Source organism: Polynucleobacter sp. IMCC 29146 (assembly GCF_021395195.1).
Lineage (GTDB): Bacteria > Pseudomonadota > Gammaproteobacteria > Burkholderiales > Burkholderiaceae > Polynucleobacter.
Genome location: NZ_JAJVCR010000013.1, coordinates 22027 through 37302, shown reverse-complemented (window position 1 = coordinate 37302; position 15276 = coordinate 22027). Strand labels below are relative to the sequence as shown.

Sequence of the window (15276 nt, the reverse complement as noted above, 5' to 3'; positions counted from 1 at the left end):
TGCGCTTGCTTGAGGATGGCCATGATTTGGCTATCAGTAAAACGGGAGTTTTTCATCGAATTTCCTTTTAAATCAAACAACTTAGAAATTCTACTTTTAACTCAGATTAAGGGGTGGGGGGATTACCCATCCTTACAAACCCTAATTACTTAAGACTCTTACCAGTTGGTGCAATTTCTTTAGGGGGATTCATAGCGCTACAAACCCTTTGGCTAGGTCCATGGCTAATTAATGTCATGCACTATACATCTGAAAAGTCATCACAACTGATATTTTGGTTTAACGCTGTTCTTTTAATTACTTACCTTATCAATACTTTTTTTTTACCAAAACTTCAACTGATAGGGGTTAGTACTTTTTCTTTTTTATCTTGGATGACGGGTATCTCACTAGTCGCCCAAGGTGCTGCATTTTTTCTTCATGGCCCTTTAAATATATTTTGGTGGGGCCTTTATGCAGTTACCTCTGCATCGTTTGTACTTGCGCAAAGTCTTGTCATTACCAGCTTTCCAATATCTCATTCAGGAAGAGTATCAACAACTTATAATGTTGCAATTTTTATTGGGGCATCTTTAATGCAATGGGGAATTGGCTATTTTATTGATAAAGGTATTGAATGGGGTCTTGCCGTGCCAGAGGCATTCACGTTATCAATGGGGCTTTATTTAATAATTCAAGCTCTTGGGTTTACTTGGTTGATACTTGCCCCCAAATTTCTCCCCCAATTCTATGACTCTGAAAATGTAAAAGCAAAACTCTGAGCGAATGTGAATTACAGCATTTGAATTGCTACCACTGTTGATTTGTACGCAAAATTGATCCAATTAGCGCCCTAATTTGCATGGAATTTCAGTCTAGTATCTGTTTAATATACTCCGCTAGCGAAAGATAACCTGATCACTTGGGTGGATGAAAGTTAAATACAAGTGGCGGATCAGGATTAGATGCAAATTAACAGGCGCAGTTTGGGGGGGCTTTTTTGCTTACCGCAGAGCATGCATTTAACATAGCTACGAGCCGTCTTTACTGTCTTAAAAGAACCACAAAAAACACACTTGCGATCATTCAAAAAGTTGGTCGCACAACTAAAAACCGTATGAGCCCCAATAACCAGCAGTATCTCCAAGGATACATTGGTTACGAAACGCCCTAATTACCTTGAATTTTCACTCGCCAAAAAAGAGAATTTTAATCACATCGCCATCATCGTCAATTATTGGTCAATTTTCAAAAAACTTTTTTTGCATTCTCCTATTTACATTGACAAAATTTTTGTTGATACTTTACTTTTAGCTCGTCAAAGATAAAGTTTATGAATACTCTTGTAAAACCACATGGGTGTGAATTTCTCAAACCGCTTTTTTTAGAAAATCCATTTCTTAATGAGGAACGTAAGCGAGCCTCTAATATGCTTTCTTTACCTGTTTCACATAGGGAAAAAGGGGATCTACTCATGCTTGGTATTGGTGGTTTCACCCCACTTTCTGGATTCATGGGCCATGATGACTGGAAGGGGGTATGCGACAAATATCAATTGTCTAATGGGCTATTTTGGCCAATTCCCATTACATTATCCATCACAGAAACTTTAGCTAAATCAATCAATCTCGGCACTGAAATTGCTTTAATTGACCCTGATAATCAAGACATTTTAGCTACAATGCAAATCACAGAAAAGTACCACATAGACAAAACACATGAATGTAACTCCATTTACAGAACCACAGATGAAGAACATCCTGGAGTACAAATGTTAATGGCACAAGGTGAAGTTAATTTAGCCGGACCAGTAAAGGTCTTGTCGCAGGGTGGTTTTCCAGAAAAATATGGAAGTCTCTATTTAACTCCCTTGCAAACGCGTGAGATCTTTATTAAGAATGGCTGGAAAACAGTTGCAGCTTTTCAAACTCGTAATCCAATGCACCGGTCACATGAATATTTAGCTAAAGTGGCTATCGAGGTATGCGATGGGGTATTAATACACTCACTTCTTGGCAATCTAAAGCCGGGTGATATCCCAGCCGAAGTTCGTACCAAAGCAATTGATGAGTTAATCAAGAATTATTTTGTACCAAAAACGTTAGTGCAGTCTGGTTATCCTTTAGACATGCGTTATGCTGGTCCACGAGAGGCTCTTTTGCACGCTTTATTTCGCCAAAACTATGGCTGTTCTCATCAAATAATTGGCCGAGATCATGCTGGTGTTGGAAGTTACTACGGTCCTTTTGATGCACATCATATATTTGATGAAATACCAGAAGGTGCCCTCCAAACCAAACCACTTAAGATTGACTGGACTTTTTGGTGTTATCAATGTGGCGGTATGGCCTCAGCTAAAACATGCCCTCATGACGAAAAAGATCGTCTCTTAGTGTCCGGCACAAAGCTTAGAAAATTGCTTTCGGACGACGAAATCGTTCCAAATGAATTTAGCCGACCCGAAGTGTTAAAGATACTCCGCGACTACTATACCTCGATAGAAGATGGAGATAAGGTGGAGATTAAATTAAGCGGCCCCTCTGCTCGCTAGTGGTTATAAATTAAGGTAATTAGGGCGAAACATAACCAAAATAGAGTTGTAGAAAGTGTTAAGGTTGTTTTGGAGTTTTGTATTCAGCAACCTTAAAAAAGGGCTTCCAAATAGTTTCATAGCCAATAAACCCTTTATCATTGGATTCCTTTTGACGGGTAACATAAAAACGAGTATTTCCATCAGGTACTTTCGTTATGGGCTTTTGCTCACTCATAAACTATTCCTTAAATAAAAAAATGAATTTACCATAATTCATTAAACATATAAATAAAATTAAAAATTTTGCTTGCTCCAGTTTGAAATCTCTGGGGCAGGAACTACTGAACCACCAACCAAAAATTCTTCACTAGTCGGCTCTCTAACAGTTAGAATTTCAAGACAAAACAATAAATCACGACCACAAAGTGGGTTGTTACCGTCAACAGTTATTGTTTTATCATCTATTCGCGTTACAAGAAAGCTTCGAGTGCCGCCCTGATCATTTTCCATAAGTATTGAAAGTCCTACTTTACGATACTCCATTGGCACATTATCAATATAATCAGTAAAAACTAAAGCTTCATCTCTAGGACCAAAGATTTGCTTACCATCAATTAAAACTTCGATTACATCCCCAGCAAACTTACCCTCTAGTTCCATGTGTACAGATGGAGCTAGTATTTCGTTATGACCATGAACATAACCTAATGGAAACTCAACACCTGTCAGAATATCCATTGTTTTCTTATCTTTCACCTTATAGATTAGCTCTACATACATTCCTTTTTGAACTTGACTGCTCATATGAAATATAACTTCAATCAGCCTAATTAATGGTAGCGCCAAATATTTTTACAGTATCATTTTCATAACCAAGAACTAGCCGACCTAACCATTCCCCTTCTTTTTTTGTACTCCGCATCCGATAAAGAACTGTTACATGTTCTCCTCTACGAATAATTCCGAGCGGATCGCTGTCTTCAGAAAGATTTCTAGCTAATTCACTGTTAGCAAATTGATGATTAGATACAACCATATTCATTGCAAGAGCCATCTCAATGGAGAAATTTTTTGCAAAACTACCATAATTACCCTCATTTGAACTTTTTACTAGCTCGCGCCAGAACGGATTTGCAATGGCATAAATGTCAACATCTTCTTTTTCAATAATGTTCATCAAGATAAACCACAATTACCAATATTAAATAAATTAATAAAACTTACTAGCTAAATAAGTCCTCTATAGAAAGTAAAAAGAATTTCATGCCAATTTGCAAAAAATATTCAATTAATTCTTAATGCTCAACTTAGGTGGTCTCTTCTTCTCCAACTAAGTGGTAACAAGGGGCTTTCTCCATTGTGTATTCCCCAGTTTTTGGGTCGCGTCGCGATACGGTAAGAACGTGCCAGTTTTCATCATCTAATTTCATTACGTCACCTCGATAATAATATCCAGGCCACCGAGTTTCTTTACGAAATAAAGTGTGTTGAGTGACACATTCAGCTGTACGATGCCGATGTTTTAGCTCCCATGCACGCAACAACTCATGAAGATCTTCTGCGGCAAGACTTTCTAAATCTTCCTCCATTATTTTTAGTTTTTTTAGACAAATACTTAGTAAGTTCTCATTGGTCATGTAACTAACAGTAACCCCACCGCAGTATTCATCCATTAATTTTTGTAAGCGCTCAAGCCCTTGTTTAGGATTAATGTAGTGTGAGTTAACACTACCAGCCACTATTGCGTTACGGTAAGTTTTGTAGTGCTTTAAAGGTTTAAATATTTCTTGCTTACGATTATTTATCTGGGTATCAGATACAACTATACCTTCTGCCTTGCCATCATCAACATATTTACATGCAGCTTTTGCAGCCAAACGGCCTTCTGTGAAAGAACCGGATGAGAATGCATGTGGCGTACCTCCCACTGCATCACCAGCTCCAAATAAACCCTCGATGGTGGTCATACGATTATAACCCCAAAAATATTCTGGTGGTGAAATATCCTCAGGGCCTGAACACCAAGCACCCGAACAAGTTGCATGTGAACCCATGACATATGGTTCTGAAGTGGTTAGTTCAGGATTTTCTTTTTTTGGATCAACATCGGTTGCGGCCCATAGGACCGCTTGGCCCACAGTCATACCGAGAAAGTTTTCCCAACCAACTTCCTCTAAGTGGGGATCTTGGAAAGCATGCATTGTAACCATGTGTATAGGGCCTCTACCAGCATTGACCTCACTTATCAATGCATGATTTCGTAAGCATGTTGGAATAGGACGATGGGTTAAATGAGAAGCCTCGGGATCAAGATATTCTTTGCCAACCATTTTTTGGAGCTCCGGGAACCATTTAGTTTCATATTCCTCCCCTAAGCCATTTTGAGTATAGGTTTTTAAATGTAAAAAGTATGCCCCTACGGGACCATAGCCATCTTTAAATCGTGACAATACAATCCGATTTTCCATTTGCGTCATTTTTGCACCAGCATTGATCATGAGACCATAAGCAGAACCAGATGACCATGGGGCATACCAAGTTCTTCCTGAACCTTCTCCAACAGACCGTGGCTTAAAGATATTTGATGCACCACCAGCGCCACAAATCACAGTTTTCGATTTGAAAACATGATAATTACCTGTTCGAACGTTAAAACCGACGGCACCTGCAACTCGATTCTCCTTGCTTTCATCCATTAGTAAATGAGTTACACAAATACGATTAAATACTTTATCAGCTGATTTTTTAGCAGCCTCAGCTACGATGGGTTTATAAGATTCGCCGTGAATCATAATCTGCCAACGACCTTCCCGCAGATAACGGCCATTCTTTGGATCTTTCATAATTGGTAAGCCCCACTCCTCGAATTGATGAACAGTGGAATCAACGTGACGAGCCATGTCAAATAGTAGATCTTCACGCACTAAACCCATCAAATCGATTCTGGCATAGCGAACATGATCTTCTGGCTTATTTTCACCCCAACGGGTACCCATGTAGCAATTGATTGCATATAAGCCTTGCGCAACAGCTCCAGAACGATCAATATTTGCCTTTTCAGCGATGATGATCTTTTTATTTTGTCCCCAGAACCTAGCTTCCCATGCAGCACCACAACCACCAAGACCAGCGCCAACAACTAATATATCTATGTTTTCTTCGACAATGGTTTTGTGAGCCATTAGTAATAAACACCTTTCTTCATCTTTAAACCGCTTGCTTTAAGAGTATGCAATCCGCCTTCATCAAAACGAATATATTTAGGTTCGCTATATAGGAGTTGACTATTGCGCATATCATCGTTTGGCCCGATTACATCGGCTAACTTTGGAATAGCGGTGCCCCATGGTTTGGTTGTAATTGGAGATAAAAAGTTTTTTTCTGTGCCATCACGATATTTAATTTTCCAGGCAATAGTCCCTTTTTTTTCATCGCGCTGCACACGAACACTATGTCCGAGCGGTGCAAAATCAGCATATCCACGAACATCAATTGCGTTTTGCGGGCAGGCCTTGACACAGGCATAGCATTCCCAGCACATATTTGGTTCAATGTTATATGCTCGTCGATGAGTTTTATCGATATGCATAATATCGGACGGACAGATATCAACGCAGTGTCCGCAACCATCACATCTAGTCATGTAAACAAAAGTCGGCATAAATTGGCTCCTAATAAATAAAATGAAGTTCCATCAAAGTCTAATAATGTCGCGGAACTTCACGCTTTATTCCAAGACCCATATCCATGGGTGCATCTTTAAGCAATTCCATTGAGTGGCTTTGTTGAAGCTCTGGATCATCGCGAGTATATGTCGGTAAATTATCAGCATTACCATTTGCTATAGATAATCTTTTCTCAAATGCTGCGGCAGGTTTGAAAAACATATGTGCAAATTTTGACCATGGCACACCACCAAATAGAATTACTGTGGCAAAGATATAAAAACTAAAGATCACCAATGAGCCTGATATCCCCTTTGCCTGCATCCATGCCCAAATTAAACCAAGAGTAACGCTACCTACAAGAGAAAGTACAAAAAGATCCGCGCGCATTACACGAAAAGGTGACTTTCCTTCCGCAGAAACGTCGGCTCGAATAAAAAACCAAAACCAATAGCCGCCAGCGCACACCAAGAGACCGCCTAGCCACCATAACTGAGCAACTATTGCTGGCGTTGCGATATTGAATATCATTAATACAGTTGTAACAATGTAAAGAATGAAACCATACATGCCCATTAAGTGAGCAATTCGACGACCACGAATATTACATAACTCTTTTGAAGTCATAACATCAATTGCACCGGTTTTAATTGCAATTGAGATTATCGCTGCCCCATCTAAATCTTTTTTTGCCATCCTATTTGTTTTTCGCATATTTTCAAAAAAATATCTTGCGCTACCTTTGTGGATAATGTCAAAAATAGTCCCAACAACAACAAGAAATATCATGAAAAAAACAAATAGTTGCATCAAATCAGGGGAAACTATCGATGCAATAGATGAAAATGGATTATTAGAGAACATTTTTCAACAAGGCCTTTCTTGCAAAAAAGCTTACTATTAATATTAATTTAATACTTAATAAATAAGTTAACATGTTACTAGTCATTGTTTAGCTAGTACTTACCCTAACTTTTCAAATTTCAGCTTTAAAAAAGTTCTTTAATACATCTTATTTAATCAACAGGCTATAAAAATTATGAAAATTTGCATTGTGTCCGATAGCCATGACCATCGAGAACCTCTCGTTGCGGCATTAAAAGAAGCCTACTCAATGGGTGCGCAAGTGGCTCTGCACTGTGGTGACTTAATTGCTGCCTCAACTTTACGCGATGTCATAAAAATTGGTCTTCCAGTTCACTTAATTCATGGAAATAACGTTGGGGACTTATATTATTTAACTAAATTCTCTAACGACCATGCACAGATTATTCATTACCATGGGCAAGATAAATCCCTTGAGCTAGCAAATCGTCGAATATTTATGGTTCACTATCCACATTACGCAAAAGCTATGGCCCTCACTGGTGATTTTGATCTAGTCTGTAATGGCCATGAACACAGCGCAATCATCGAGACAATTCCTAATATAAAAGGAGGTAAAACTCTTCGAATTGATCCTGGTAGTGTCGCTGGCATTTATTCACCTAGTACGTATGTATTTGGTGATTTAGATACGCTAGAGTTTACGATCCGTTATATAGGTGAACCAACCTAAGCAACTGAGTTATGTGACAACTTACCATATGCGTTGTTCAAGAATCTTTGAGAATCACTTCTACCAATCTCACCTAAAACAGCGAACGTCAGTTAGATGTTGCGTAAATTCTTAATATCTGGAAGGTACCCCCCCCTAAGAACATTCAGAATTGACAGTTTTTTTGTAGTATGCTATGAAAAGGTAGTAAAAGATATTGGCTTTCGTGATTTCAATCATATGGAAGGAAACTGCAATGAGTTCTTATCCTAAAAATATATACAACGATTACCCTCAAGAAAAAGTAGATGGTTCAAATGAGTATCGTTGTCAGTTCTGTAAGCTCTTAACCTCAGAGATTAATGGCAAGATTGGTAATCATGCTTTAAATTGTCAATATCGTCGGCAGCATACCTATTTTGAGATTGAGGACTAGACGATACCTGAAGTGCAGTCAATTTAGGTCCACCACCAAAATGAGTTTTTATAGTTTCATCGTAGCAAAATAGACTGATTTTGGGTGAATCTGGGTACTTGGGTTTTGGGAGTGCGCGGGTGGTCTGTAACCGCATGCGCTATTTGACTTGACATGCTTGTCCCTAATGGGATTTCCTATGGTCATTTACATTACCTACTCACCGACAATGATCTACTTTTTTTAGGCTATAGAAGATTTCACCATCGGGCGTGATTAATTATTTTGATAACATTTCGTTTGGGCTATAAACCCATTGGTCATTAATCTAGATGAGTTGACTATGGCATTAAGGAATAAAGTAAAAGCATCCTTTAAATAGACGTGTACAAGTTTTCGGTCAGATTTGGGTTTTAGCGACCTAAATATGAACCACCCTTTAAAAGAAAGATCTTCATTCAGCGTCGCTTAAATCAACGCTTAAAACGTAGTAGCATTACCTTATGTCTGAAATTTCCGAATTAACTAAAAAACTAATCACTTTTAGAGACGATCGCGATTGGAAGCAATTTCATAATCCGAAGGATCTAGCTGTTGCTTTAACTATTGAAGTAGCAGAACTGCTTGAGGCATTTCTTTGGAAATCCTCTGAAGAAGCTTCAAAAGATAAAATTAGAGAAGAATTGGCTGACGTTCTAGCCTATGCTTTTCTTCTTGCTAATGAATGTGGATTAAACGTTGCTGAAATTATTTCTGCCAAGATTGAAGCTAATAATCTCAAATATCCAGTTGATAAAGCTAAAGGTAGTGCAAAGAAATATAACGAGATTTAATTCCTAGCTCTGAATCTATCTTTTAAATATGCCTAAGTTTCAGGATCAGTACAAAAGACATAGTAACCATTTATTCCCAGAGTCATCAAGGTACTATATGTATTGCTAATAATTCCATCAGCTTTTTTATTTGCCTTCTCTTGATTCATAGAAAACAAAAAAGGCTTACAACAAGCCAATTAACCTGTAAGCCTTTCTGAATTTGGCTCCCCGACCTGTACTTGAACCAGGGTCTAGGATGTCTAATCCAGCAAAATCCTATACGGCGTCATCTTAGACTTCATAAATCCTATACGGCGTCATCTTAGACTTCATAAAACCTTTCTTTTGATAGAAAGACTGGGCTTTAGTATTTTCAATATCAGTTAATAAGGTAATTCGTTTACAGCCCTCTTTTTTGGCTTCGCTAATCGCATAGTCAATTAACTTAGAGCCGATACCTTCTCCTCTCGATTTAGATAGAACATGTTGCCTTGCACGCAAAACTGATCCAATTAGCGCCCTAATTTGCATGAAATTTCAGTCCAGTATCTGTTCAATATAGGCTGCCAGTCAAAGATAACCTGATCACTTGGGTGGATTAAAGTTAGACACAAATGGCGGATCAAGATTAGATGCGAATTGACAGTTTACTCATCATGCGCTAAGGCTTCTCTAACCATTACCTCCATTCGCTCTGGCGAAGTGCCAGGCGGGAAAAAAGCCAGATATTTACCAGCGCGGTTCAAAATATAGATAAAAGCCGTGTGATCAATGACATACTGATTACCATTTAGACTAACCTTTTCATAAAAGGTTTTATATTGTGTGGCCACCTGCTTGGTTTGTTGCTCAGTACCTCGCAAACCCAAAATCCGTTTATCAAAATGCTGGACATACTTGCCCATTAATTCTGGGGTATCTCTCGCTGGGTCTAAGGTAATAAAAATGGTTTGCACTTGGGCGCTATCTTTACCCAAGCGCTTTAATAAGCCCGCTAGATTACTCAAATCAATTGGGCAAATATCTGGGCAAAACATATAGCCAAAATAAATGAGAACTACCTTGCCTTTAAATTCTGCTAGGCTGCGTTTTTTACCAGTTTGGTCAAACAAAGTAAAAGGCCCGCCTACCTGACCTTTCCCAGACATCAATTCATTCATCAGACGCACAGATTCTGCTCTAGATTGAACAGTTTGCGCATGGCATTGGGTGGCCCCCAGTATCAATAATCCAGTTAGCGCAAGGCTAGCTGACCAATGCGGCTGCATTAACTACCAAATTGAAATTCAGTTCCGGTAGTCGATGTCACTAGGCGATCACTTAAGATGCTGCGCATGGTTGTGACAAAGGCAGGCCCAGAGCAATGCAGAGGAATCACCACATCTGGATTAAATTGTTTTAAAGCCTCAACCGTGCTGATTAGGTAATCGTTTGGCGCGGGGAATAAATGAAAGCCGCCTAATATCGCATGAACTTTATTCACACCAGAGACATTAATGGCTTGTTGTACGGTATTAACAATCCCCGCATGACCACATGAAGAGATCACTATCAAGCCGCGGTCTTTTAAATTAAATGCCGTGCCGTGTTCATGGATATGATCATCTTTAACGAACTTACCCTCTGCCTTGGCATTGAGTTCAGGCATATCACAACCGATACCGTTCTTTTTACTAAACTCAACTAGAGTATTTGGGAGAACTTTTTCAAAGCTACCGCGATTAATGACTCCTGTAGTAAAGGCGTGCCCCTGAATAATCGTAGGTTTTTCGCAATACACAATCTTGACTTTTAAGGCATCTAACTCACGCCGATCTAGCACGCCCCAGTCCGCAAAATGCCCTGGCGAGCCACTGGCTGTTTTACGATTACAAAAATTATCTTCGCCACCGACATACAAGGTAAGATCTGCTGGCAACTTACTACGATTGACTTTTAAAAACGCAATCAAGCCGCCAAAGTGATCAAAGTGACCATGACTCAAAATCATCGCGTCTTGTCGCTCAGGCTTCACATCCATGATTTCCATATTGCCCATCAGAGCCGCCGGGGTATAGCCGTAATCTAGTAGGATGCTCTTTTTGTCTTGCCCAATGCGGGACTCTAGTGCTAAAGCCAAGCCCCACTCATTATGCAAAGCCTTCCGATAATCTTTAGTAGAGATAAACGGGGTGCGCTTGATCTTGACCCACTGATTTGTGCCAGGTCTTGGCGAATCATAGCTGCTATCTACTAAGACTTTAATATCTAAAGAGTCAATGGTGGGGACTTTCATAAAGGCATGCGACCCAATACCAAAGCTAGCCAACCCAGAGCCCACTACTAAAGTAGTTGTGCCAAAAATAAATTGACGGCGATCTAATTTTTGAATTTTCATCTTCATACCTCTTTGCACGACTTTTATTAGATTAACTCTTTCAAACTACTTTAGCAACCAAAGATAAAAATTAGTGGTAAACCCTAGGCACGTTTTTTGATACTAATGCACTAAGAGTAAAAAACCAATGAGCGTTGACATTGCGCTTAGTAGACCGACCCCCCCCAGCATTACTTAAAGTAACGCTCAAAAAAATACCAACCCTAGTGAACTGACCCCCACGGCGTTATCTAGGCAATTGCCTTTTCTAGACATACTTTGAGTGATGCCTGAATCGCTACCGCTTTAGTAGACACTTTCTAGCCTAATATTTAGGTTATGAGGAGGTGTTATGAGTAAAGGCAAGCGATTTACTGAAGAGTTCAAATTAGAAGCAGTTAAACAGGTGGCTGAGCGGGGTTTTGGGGTAGCTGATATTGCTAAGCGTTTAGGGGTATCAACCCATAGCTTGTATGCCTGGATTAATAAATATGGGGTACCTGCAGAGCAGCGTTTAGCAGGTGATGATCAAGCGGCCAAGCTAAAAAGATTGGAGGCGGAGCTCAGGCGGGTCACTGAAGAACGCGACATCCTAAAAAAGGCCGCCGATTACTTTCACGCCAATCAGGCTAATGAAGTAGCCTAAGATTGTCGGGGAAGACCTGCACGGTCTTGCCAAGGAGTCCGGTTGAGGTACGCGTTTATTCAAGCCCACCGGTTTGAGCATGCCATTCGCACAATGTGTCGAGTTTTGCGTGTACACCACAGTGGCTATTACGCTTGGCTTAAAGAACCCACTTCAGCTAGGGCACGTGAGAACTTAGGGATTGTGAGCCAGATTAAGGAGGCCTGGATTGCGAGTGGCACCATCTATGGTTATCGCAAGATCCATGATGATCTGCAAGATCTGGGGGTTGCTTGTGGTGAGCAGCGGGTCTATCGGCTGATGAAGGCAGATGGCCTGCGCTCTCAAACAGGTTATAAGCCCAACCAACTCTCTTCTTCAGAAAGGTTAGTTTATTCGCAGATAGATTGTTCAGTAAACTTTGCGGCTTTCAATAAAGTTTCATCATGTTGGTAATTACCCATTAGCTGAATTCCTAAGGGTAAGCCATTTGCTGATTTCCTTACTGGAAGATTAATTGCGGGCACTCCTAAAAAACTTCCAAGGGCACAAAAAGATGGGTCACCAGTCCAACCTAAGTCTTTGGGTGCTTCACCCGTTGCAGGCGCGCATAACAAAGCGTCAAAGCTCTTAAATATCTCACCAATGGATTGGCGTAATGTTATCTGCAAGGCTAAAGCAGATTCATACTGCGCCGGCGAATGTTGCCGCCCTTTTGTTGCGAGCTCTTGAATATTGGGGCACAGCAGGTCTTTTACGGTTTTCATGTGTTGCTGATGGATTTGTGCTACTTCAAACTCAATAATGAGTTGCATGGAGCTTAATGCATTCCAATATTGTGCTGGTAATTCCAGGGTTTGCACGCTGGCACCGGCTTGCTTTAACTTTCCAATTACAAATTGAATGGTCTCCTGTTGCTCTTGGCTCATTAAGCCATCAAATGGAGTTTTGATAAAAGCGATTCTGGGGGCTGGCAATGAGGCAATAAGATGATTACTGTCTAGCTGCAAATCAGGAATGATCAGCCCTTCCTCCTTAGTGCTTTCATTTTTGAGTAATTGAAATGCAAAGGCCACATCGTCGACTGAACGGGTAAAAAATCCTATGTGATCTAGGGAAAAGGACAGCGGATGAACACCCTCTTTCGAGGTAGCACCGAAGCTAGGTTTAAAACCCACTACTCCACAAAATGCTGCAGGTCTCACAATCGAACCCACTGTCTGACTACCCAAGGCCAACGGCACAATGCCGGCCGCAACTGCGGCAGCTGAACCACTGGAAGATCCCCCTGGGGTATGCGCCCCATTCCAAGGGTTGACTGTCGGGCCTGGCGTTTTCCAAGCAAACTGAGTAGTAACGGTTTTACCAAAAATAATTCCTCCAAGTGCGCGGATTTTTGCCACAATCGTTGCATCGTGCTTAGGGCGATGATTGGCATAAATCGGTGAACCATTAGTGGTTGGCAAATCATAGGTATTAATGATGTCTTTAATGCCAATCGGAATGCCTGACAAAGGTCCTGGCTGAATTGCTTTTTGTAATACCTCCAAGGTGTTTCTAGAAACAAAGGCTTTTAAGTTTGGCTCTAATTGATTAGCTAATTCAAAGGATGTATTTAACAGAGTCTTTGGATCAAGCTGGTGTTCGCCAATCTGCTTAGTCGCCGCAATCAAACCCAAATATTGTTTACCCATATTGATCACCTCTCTGATTACCAATCTTAAGTTACTGGTAATGTAATAATAAAACCAAAGGTAGCCCTTTCCTTCTATAGTAAATCATTACAGCAAAATCGGTGGATTTTACATTTATGGTGGCACTAGTGACCTTTAATCTGGTCAAAAGTGAGAGCTAGAAAAAATGTGTAGCATGGTCGCTAGCTTGCTATTATTTTCAGTAACGTAAGCTCTTTGCTTACATAAGCACTAAAGAATAATGGGATTAATCATGCAGCCTTATCACCACTGGCCCTCCTTAAAAGCTATCTCGCTTGAAGTAAAAAGCGGCTCTCGATCAGCTCGCTCGCAAGTTGAACTTGCTTTAAGTTTAGCGTAGCGGGAAACCTTAGATTCTGATATTTCACCAACTTTTATTCGTCTTGATGTAGAAGGTGCGCTGGAATTGGCTGAGCTTGTTGATGCAAAAATCAAAAGGGGCGAAGAATGTGGGGACCTCTGTGGGATTCCTTTTGCAGTCAAAGACAATATTGATTGGCTTGATTTAGTCACTACCACTGGTAGCCCGAAAGTATATTCTAAGAAGGCTAGAAAAACTGCTTCGGTCTTGCAGGGACTGATTGAGCGAGGTGCAATTCCTATTGGTAAAACCAATAGGAATGAATGGGCGGTTGGATTAACGGGTGAAAATATCCACTTTGGAAATGTTCCCAATCCACATTTAAATGGTTGCCTCTCAGGTGGTTCATCTAGCGGAAGCGCTAGAGCCGTGGCCATGGGTATAGTACCAATGGCCCTAGGGTCCGATACTGGGGGGTCTATACGAATTCCAGCTGCTTGGTGCGGAATAATTGGTCTCAGGCCGTCAAGCGGATCATTTTCTTTAGATGGCATAGTACCGCGATCTAGATCTTTGGATGTTGTTGGCCCCTTAGTGAATACTTTGGAAGACTGTGAGTATTTCTTAGGCACTTCATTTACCCCTAAATCGACCCCGACACAACTTGGTAACAATGTAGCGACTATCAAAATAGGATGGGACCCTCGTCTTTTGGATGACGTTGATGTTACTGTTCGCAAAACCTTTTTCCAATTTATGCAAAATGCACAGGCTAACCCCGCAGTTAAATTCCTTGAGCAGTTTTGGCCTGATTTTTCCGTTGCGACAGAATCTGCTCTCACTATCTTACAAATGGAGTTTTTCAAAGACTTTAAAGCGATTTGTGGGGAAGTAGAGCTATTTGCTGACCAATTGGGAAAGCCGGTGGTCAATGAACTGCGGACTTCGGCAACACTTGACTCTCAAGCGCTTACAAGGGCTTACGAGAAATTAGGCCAATTTCGTCAAGCTATGGCGAGTTTATATAATATGGTAGATCTCCTTGCACTGCCCTTAACACCCTGTGGACCCATAGAGGCAACCAAGCTTCCCGAGGCCGCCAAGCCCTTACGAAAGCTCAGTCTTCCAATGGGAGCCTCAGGATTGCCTATCCTAGGAATGCCTCTTCTCTCAGCAAAAGATGGCGCGGGCTTGACGGCACCTAGCTTGGCAGGTATTCAGTTGGTGGGCAGACAATTTCAAGAACACAATCTTATATTTATGGTAAAAACTTACTTAGATGCACCACGTTGAAGCTGATGAGATATCTGCTGGTATAGCTCTATTATAAAGTTA

17 protein-coding genes and 1 pseudogene are annotated in these 15276 nt (G+C 40.6%); 7 read left to right on the top strand and 11 right to left on the bottom strand.

Annotated elements, in window-relative coordinates; all coding sequences use genetic code 11:
• Positions 1–236: 236 nt before the first annotated feature.
• Both LZT22_RS11720 and sat read left to right on the top strand, forming a co-directional pair.
• On the top strand, positions 237–761 hold the full coding sequence (locus tag LZT22_RS11720) for a hypothetical protein (protein WP_233925450.1): 525 nt from the start codon (positions 237–239) through the stop codon (positions 759–761).
• Positions 762–1312: 551 nt separating this feature from the next.
• A complete protein-coding gene (gene sat / locus LZT22_RS11715; RefSeq protein ID WP_233925449.1) occupies positions 1313–2530 on the top strand; it encodes a sulfate adenylyltransferase in 1218 nt (405 codons plus the stop codon).
• Positions 2531–2588: 58 nt separating this feature from the next.
• Here the strand turns inward: sat and LZT22_RS11710 are convergent, their stop codons facing one another.
• The 6 genes from LZT22_RS11710 to LZT22_RS11685 form a co-directional block, all read right to left on the bottom strand.
• Positions 2589–2747: a hypothetical protein gene (locus LZT22_RS11710; protein ID WP_233925448.1), complete on the bottom strand. Its 159-nt coding sequence runs from the start codon at positions 2745–2747 to the stop codon at positions 2589–2591.
• A 59-nt stretch (positions 2748–2806) separates the two neighbouring features.
• The gene (locus tag LZT22_RS11705; RefSeq protein WP_233925447.1) at positions 2807–3316 is read right to left on the bottom strand and encodes a peptidylprolyl isomerase; all 510 of its coding nucleotides are present in this window, start codon (positions 3314–3316) and stop codon (positions 2807–2809) included.
• Between the two features lie 22 nt (positions 3317–3338).
• Positions 3339–3689 carry a hypothetical protein gene (locus LZT22_RS11700; protein ID WP_233925446.1) on the bottom strand — a complete coding sequence of 117 codons (351 nt, stop codon included), beginning with the start codon at positions 3687–3689 and terminating at the stop codon, positions 3339–3341.
• 130 nt (positions 3690–3819) lie between these two features.
• Positions 3820–5694, bottom strand: a complete 1875-nt coding sequence (aprA, locus tag LZT22_RS11695) for an adenylyl-sulfate reductase subunit alpha (RefSeq protein WP_233925445.1) — start codon at positions 5692–5694, stop codon at positions 3820–3822.
• On the bottom strand, positions 5694–6173 hold the full coding sequence (aprB, locus tag LZT22_RS11690) for an adenylyl-sulfate reductase subunit beta (protein ID WP_233925443.1): 480 nt from the start codon (positions 6171–6173) through the stop codon (positions 5694–5696). Before aprB ends, aprA begins: the two co-directional genes overlap by 1 nt.
• A 40-nt stretch (positions 6174–6213) precedes the next feature.
• Complete coding sequence (locus LZT22_RS11685) at positions 6214–6987, bottom strand: hypothetical protein (RefSeq protein ID WP_233925442.1); 774 nt, start codon at positions 6985–6987, stop codon at positions 6214–6216.
• 229 nt (positions 6988–7216) lie between these two features.
• On the opposite strand from LZT22_RS11685, the gene LZT22_RS11680 reads away from it, so the two are divergent.
• From LZT22_RS11680 to LZT22_RS11670, 3 genes are all read left to right on the top strand, one after another.
• The gene (locus LZT22_RS11680; RefSeq protein ID WP_233925441.1) at positions 7217–7735 is read left to right on the top strand and encodes a metallophosphoesterase family protein; all 519 of its coding nucleotides are present in this window, start codon (positions 7217–7219) and stop codon (positions 7733–7735) included.
• A gap of 235 nt (positions 7736–7970) precedes the next feature.
• Positions 7971–8150 carry a hypothetical protein gene (locus LZT22_RS11675; RefSeq protein WP_233925440.1) on the top strand — a complete coding sequence of 60 codons (180 nt, stop codon included), beginning with the start codon at positions 7971–7973 and terminating at the stop codon, positions 8148–8150.
• Between the two features lie 482 nt (positions 8151–8632).
• Positions 8633–8962, top strand: coding sequence for a nucleotide pyrophosphohydrolase (locus tag LZT22_RS11670; RefSeq protein WP_233925439.1), 330 nt, complete (start codon positions 8633–8635; stop codon positions 8960–8962).
• Between the two features lie 32 nt (positions 8963–8994).
• Here the strand turns inward: LZT22_RS11670 and LZT22_RS12780 are convergent, their stop codons facing one another.
• From LZT22_RS12780 to LZT22_RS11655, 4 genes are all read right to left on the bottom strand, one after another.
• Complete coding sequence (locus tag LZT22_RS12780) at positions 8995–9111, bottom strand: DNA/RNA helicase domain-containing protein (protein ID WP_370635227.1); 117 nt, start codon at positions 9109–9111, stop codon at positions 8995–8997.
• 124 nt (positions 9112–9235) lie between these two features.
• Positions 9236–9475, bottom strand: a complete 240-nt coding sequence (locus LZT22_RS11665) for an N-acetyltransferase (RefSeq protein ID WP_233925438.1) — start codon at positions 9473–9475, stop codon at positions 9236–9238.
• A gap of 116 nt (positions 9476–9591) precedes the next feature.
• Complete coding sequence (locus LZT22_RS11660; protein ID WP_233925437.1) at positions 9592–10104, bottom strand: SCO family protein; 513 nt, start codon at positions 10102–10104, stop codon at positions 9592–9594.
• Positions 10105–10211: 107 nt separating this feature from the next.
• Positions 10212–11321 carry an MBL fold metallo-hydrolase gene (locus LZT22_RS11655; RefSeq protein WP_233925436.1) on the bottom strand — a complete coding sequence of 370 codons (1110 nt, stop codon included), beginning with the start codon at positions 11319–11321 and terminating at the stop codon, positions 10212–10214.
• 331 nt (positions 11322–11652) lie between these two features.
• Between LZT22_RS11655 and LZT22_RS11650 the strand changes: the two are divergent.
• Positions 11653–12285, top strand: a pseudogene (locus tag LZT22_RS11650) (transposase); the annotation flags it as partial.
• 32 nt (positions 12286–12317) lie between these two features.
• Here LZT22_RS11650 and LZT22_RS11645 read toward each other — a convergent pair.
• Positions 12318–13619 (bottom strand): amidase, encoded by a 1302-nt coding sequence (locus tag LZT22_RS11645; RefSeq protein WP_233925435.1) that lies wholly within the window; start codon positions 13617–13619, stop codon positions 12318–12320.
• Between the two features lie 382 nt (positions 13620–14001).
• Here LZT22_RS11645 and LZT22_RS11640 point away from each other — a divergent pair, with 382 nt between their 5' ends.
• Positions 14002–15234 carry an amidase gene (locus LZT22_RS11640; RefSeq protein WP_370635229.1) on the top strand — a complete coding sequence of 411 codons (1233 nt, stop codon included), beginning with the start codon at positions 14002–14004 and terminating at the stop codon, positions 15232–15234.
• Positions 15235–15276 lie beyond the last annotated feature (42 nt).

Bases quoted from the DNA above. Each gene is read 5' to 3' on its own strand.
- LZT22_RS11655 (WP_233925436.1), bottom strand. From the start codon at position 11,321: ATGAAAATTCAAAAATTAGATCGCCGTCAATTTATTTTTGGCACAACT.
- sat (WP_233925449.1), top strand. From the start codon at position 1,313: ATGAATACTCTTGTAAAACCACATGGGTGTGAATTTCTCAAACCGCTT.
- LZT22_RS11665 (WP_233925438.1), bottom strand. From the start codon at position 9,475: ATGCAAATTAGGGCGCTAATTGGATCAGTTTTGCGTGCAAGGCAACAT.
- LZT22_RS11660 (WP_233925437.1), bottom strand. From the start codon at position 10,104: ATGAATGAATTGATGTCTGGGAAAGGTCAGGTAGGCGGGCCTTTTACT.
- aprB (WP_233925443.1), bottom strand. From the start codon at position 6,173: ATGCCGACTTTTGTTTACATGACTAGATGTGATGGTTGCGGACACTGC.
- LZT22_RS11645 (WP_233925435.1), bottom strand. From the start codon at position 13,619: ATGGGTAAACAATATTTGGGTTTGATTGCGGCGACTAAGCAGATTGGC.
- LZT22_RS11705 (WP_233925447.1), bottom strand. From the start codon at position 3,316: ATGAGCAGTCAAGTTCAAAAAGGAATGTATGTAGAGCTAATCTATAAG.
- LZT22_RS11720 (WP_233925450.1), top strand. From the start codon at position 237: ATGCACTATACATCTGAAAAGTCATCACAACTGATATTTTGGTTTAAC.
- LZT22_RS11670 (WP_233925439.1), top strand. From the start codon at position 8,633: ATGTCTGAAATTTCCGAATTAACTAAAAAACTAATCACTTTTAGAGAC.
- LZT22_RS11700 (WP_233925446.1), bottom strand. From the start codon at position 3,689: ATGAACATTATTGAAAAAGAAGATGTTGACATTTATGCCATTGCAAAT.
- LZT22_RS11685 (WP_233925442.1), bottom strand. From the start codon at position 6,987: ATGCAACTATTTGTTTTTTTCATGATATTTCTTGTTGTTGTTGGGACT.
- aprA (WP_233925445.1), bottom strand. From the start codon at position 5,694: ATGGCTCACAAAACCATTGTCGAAGAAAACATAGATATATTAGTTGTT.
- LZT22_RS11675 (WP_233925440.1), top strand. From the start codon at position 7,971: ATGAGTTCTTATCCTAAAAATATATACAACGATTACCCTCAAGAAAAA.
- LZT22_RS11710 (WP_233925448.1), bottom strand. From the start codon at position 2,747: ATGAGTGAGCAAAAGCCCATAACGAAAGTACCTGATGGAAATACTCGT.
- LZT22_RS11680 (WP_233925441.1), top strand. From the start codon at position 7,217: ATGAAAATTTGCATTGTGTCCGATAGCCATGACCATCGAGAACCTCTC.
- LZT22_RS12780 (WP_370635227.1), bottom strand. From the start codon at position 9,111: ATGAATCAAGAGAAGGCAAATAAAAAAGCTGATGGAATTATTAGCAAT.